A 1880-nucleotide genomic window follows, 5' to 3' on the forward strand; every position below is an offset into this window, starting at 1 on the left:
TCATGGAAGGCAAGGAAGGTTACTTTAAGATGACGTTAGAGCTCATAGAAAAGGAAGAATAAAAAGGTTATGGAATATGCCTGTATATTATCAGGTGGTAGCGGACTTAGACTTTGGCCAAAGAGCAGAAAAGCTTTTCCAAAACAATTTTTAAAGTTGTTTGGCGACAAAAGTTTTTTGGAAATGACCTATGACAGAATAAAAAAGATTTTACCTCAAGATAGAATCTTCATAGTAACACATATAAACTATCGAAGCCATCTTAAGCTGTTGCTACCCCAAGTAAAAGATGAAAACTTGGTTTTTGAACCCGAACAGAAGGAGACCCTTGCGTGCATTGCTTTGGTATGCATGCACGTTTTGAAAAAAGACCCGGATAGTATATTAGGTGTGTTTCCTTCAGATCACTTTATATCTAATATTGAGAAATTTGAATCTGCAATGAAAAAAGGGTATGAACTTGCTAAAAAAGATCACATTGTATGTTTTGGTATCCTCCCTACAAGGGCTGAGACAAATTATGGGTATATAAAAAGGGGAAAAAAGATAGGAGAAGGTTTATTTTTGACAGAAAGATTTATAGAAAAGCCTGATAGCAAAAAAGCAAAGTATTTGATAAAGTCGGGATATCTTTGGAATAGCGGAATCTATATTTTCAAGGTCTCTACTTTTCTAAGAGAACTAAAAAGATACATGCCGCACTACTATGACATCTTTATGAGGATATTTTCAGCTATCTCAAATGAGAATTATATAGAAGAGTTGAAAAAGGCTACAAGCTTCTTGAAAAAGTTTCTGTTGACAAGGCAATCATGGAAAAGACAAAAAAGCTTGTTGTGTGCATCTCTGAGTTTGAATGGGATGATGTGGGGACTTGGAGTGCATTTGAGAGGATTTTAAGGAAAGATGAAAATGGCAATGTCATAAAAACAGAGGCGATTGTCAGTGAATCAAAAAATTGCATAATATTTTCTGACAAGTTTGTAATGGCACTTGGGATAAAAGACATTATTTTAGTGTCAGTTGAGGATGCAATCTTGATTTGTCATAAGTCCAAAGAGAGAGAAATCAAGGATATAATTCAAGGAATAGCTTTGAATGAAAAATACAAAAGGTTCTTATGACAAATAGTAATCAAAAAAAGTAGAGGCGCATAAACTTAATATAGAAAGAAAAAGACTTTTTCAAAATGAGATTATATGGCTACAAAAAGCGCAGACGCCAAAAGGTAGCTTTCCTTTTGGCTTTTTTAATCTCAAGTTTAATAATTCTTGCTATTATAATTTCAAATTGGCTTGAAAACATGCTAATAGATGCATTTGAAGATAAAGCAAAACTGAAAATTGTAGAAATTACAAATATTTCGGTCTTGCAAATTCTGCAAGACCAAAAGGTTAACTACGATGACATTGTGAAGTTTGAAAAAAGCAAAGACACATCTTTTATCAAGATTGACACCATTTCCTTAAACAAGATTATATCAAATTGGGTGCTAATGATAAACAAAAGAATAAATAAGCTCACGCCTGTTGAAGTAGAGTTTAAATTAGGTTACCTTTTTAAAAACATCTTCTTTAATCAATTTGGTCCTACCTTGAAAGGAAATGTTTTGTATGTATCTGCAGTTTCATACGATTGGCAATCAGAGTTCAAGTCAGCTGGAATAAATCAGACAGTCCATAGGGTATACTTAAATTTAAATTTTGAAGGGCATATGCTATTTTTAAAAAAGAAAGGGACATTCAAAGTACCTCAGCGCGTTTTGATTGCTGAAAATGTCTATATTGGCGAAGTACCCAAAGTATATATAGGCAAATAAAAAAGTAATCAAGAGAAAAAAAGAGAAAAAACAATTTAAAAGAGAATTTTAAGGTATCTGA

At 32.7% G+C, this 1880-nt stretch carries 3 protein-coding genes; all 3 read left to right on the top strand.

What is annotated here, in order from left to right; genetic code table 11:
- The first annotated feature begins 69 nt into the window (after window positions 1–69).
- The 3 genes from PGC14_RS13210 to PGC14_RS13220 all read left to right on the top strand — a co-directional run bounded on the left by PGC14_RS13210 (window position 70) and on the right by PGC14_RS13220 (window position 1819).
- On the top strand, window positions 70–900 hold the full coding sequence (locus PGC14_RS13210) for a mannose-1-phosphate guanylyltransferase (protein ID WP_271629181.1): 831 nt from the start codon (window positions 70–72) through the stop codon (window positions 898–900).
- Entirely contained in the window at window positions 867–1124 is a 258-nt protein-coding gene (locus PGC14_RS13215; RefSeq protein ID WP_271629182.1) for a hypothetical protein, read from the top strand. Before PGC14_RS13210 ends, PGC14_RS13215 begins: the two co-directional genes overlap by 34 nt.
- 65 nt (window positions 1125–1189) lie before the next feature.
- A complete protein-coding gene (locus PGC14_RS13220) occupies window positions 1190–1819 on the top strand; it encodes a sporulation protein YunB (protein WP_039763861.1) in 630 nt (209 codons plus the stop codon).
- Window positions 1820–1880 lie beyond the last annotated feature (61 nt).

It is taken from the genome of Caldicellulosiruptor sp. DIB 104C (assembly GCF_028198085.1).
GTDB classification, from domain to species: Bacteria; Bacillota; Thermoanaerobacteria; order Caldicellulosiruptorales; family Caldicellulosiruptoraceae; genus Caldicellulosiruptor; species Caldicellulosiruptor saccharolyticus.

What these genes read in the sequence shown, in the direction of transcription:
- PGC14_RS13210 (WP_271629181.1), top strand. Translation starts at nt 70, where the DNA reads ATGGAATATGCCTGTATATTATCAGGTGGTAGCGGACTTAGACTTTGG.
- PGC14_RS13220 (WP_039763861.1), top strand. Translation starts at nt 1,190, where the DNA reads ATGAGATTATATGGCTACAAAAAGCGCAGACGCCAAAAGGTAGCTTTC.